The sequence below is a fragment of the Streptomyces sp. NPDC049577 genome (genome assembly GCF_040675635.1).
GTDB lineage: Bacteria > Actinomycetota > Actinomycetes > Streptomycetales > Streptomycetaceae > Streptomyces.
Map to the genome: position 1 here is coordinate 1 of NZ_JBFAPH010000654.1, position 1,162 is coordinate 1,162.

Annotated in this window: 2 protein-coding genes; one reads left to right on the top strand and one right to left on the bottom strand. The window is 70.9% G+C overall.

The features are described from left to right. The first annotated feature begins 255 nt into the window (after window positions 1–255). Entirely contained in the window at window positions 256–903 is a 648-nt protein-coding gene (locus AB0K09_RS33635) for an NADH oxidase (RefSeq protein ID WP_366069176.1), read from the top strand. 4 nt (window positions 904–907) lie between these two features. Here the strand turns inward: AB0K09_RS33635 and AB0K09_RS33640 are convergent. Further along, on the bottom strand, window positions 908–1,162 hold a 255-nt coding region (locus AB0K09_RS33640; RefSeq protein WP_366069177.1), incomplete at its 5' end, for a LuxR C-terminal-related transcriptional regulator.

Sequence of the window (1,162 nt, forward strand, 5' to 3'; positions counted from 1 at the left end):
CGCGACTTCGCCGGCCGTTCCTTCAGCGGCTGGCACCGCCACGTCACCCTCGCCTCCGCCGCCCACGCCATCGCCGCACTCACCCGACGGGAAGAGCCCAGCCGCAAATCCGTCTTCTAGAAACCCCGGCGCCCCACCGGGAACCGATCGACGGATATGAAAATTTCACGCCTCGGGCATGACTGAGTGGCTGTCATCGAGAACGACGAGGGTCGCATACTCGACCACGTCCCAGAGCCAGGGAGAGAAGGGGCCATGTCGATAAGCACCGCACACCGAGTGCTGCACCTGTGGTCGCTGTGCGAAGACGTGGTCGTCGAACACGGGGCGGGCGAGAACGAGCTCGTGCTGAGGGGACGCTGGGGGGCGGAGCGGATCGACCGTCCCGCCCCGGCGGTCCGCGAGGCGCTGCGCCGGATGGAGCTCGGCCCGGTCCTGCTGACGAACGTCGGCTCCCGGTCCGAGGAGGCCGCTTCGGGCGCGGCGACGTGCCTGGTCCTGATGCCGGTGGTGAGCCGATTATCCCATCTCGTGGTGCGCACGCTCAGCGTCGACGACCTCAAGGGGCCGCTGTTGTCGGTCTCACCGCTCGCCCGGGACGCCTCGTTCTCGCCGGTGCCGCTCCCGCCACGGCTGCCCGTCCGGCTGCCGGAGGACGCTTCGCTGACCGTCCAGGACACCGGCTTCGCCCTGGAGAGTTCGGTCTCCCCGCACCAGGTCCTGCTGCACCGGCCGGAGGCGGCCTGGGTGGTGGCGATGCTCGCCTGGTCCGTCACGCCCCACGCGGCGTCGGCGGCGCTGCCGCTGCCCCCGAAGGTGACGGAGGAGATCCTGTCCTATCTGGCCGCCGCGGGCATGGTGGCACCGGTGCGCGACAACGATCGCGTACGCCTGCGGGCGTGAGACGCTACAGCAGCCAGCCGGACTCCCGTGCGATCCGGATGGCGTCCACGCGGTTGCGGGCGTTGAGCTTGGTGACGATCGTCGTGAGGTAGTTGCGCACGGTCCCGGTCGACAGATGCAGCCGGGAGGCGATCTCCGCGGCCTCCTCGCCCTCCGCGGCCAGCCGCAGCACCTCGGTCTCCCGCGTCGTCAGCGGACTCTCGCTGCCGCCCCACGCGGCCAGGGCCAGCTTCGGGTCGATGGACCGCTGGCCGGCCGC

What these genes read in the sequence shown, in the direction of transcription:
- AB0K09_RS33635 (WP_366069176.1), top strand. Translation starts at nt 256, where the DNA reads ATGTCGATAAGCACCGCACACCGAGTGCTGCACCTGTGGTCGCTGTGC.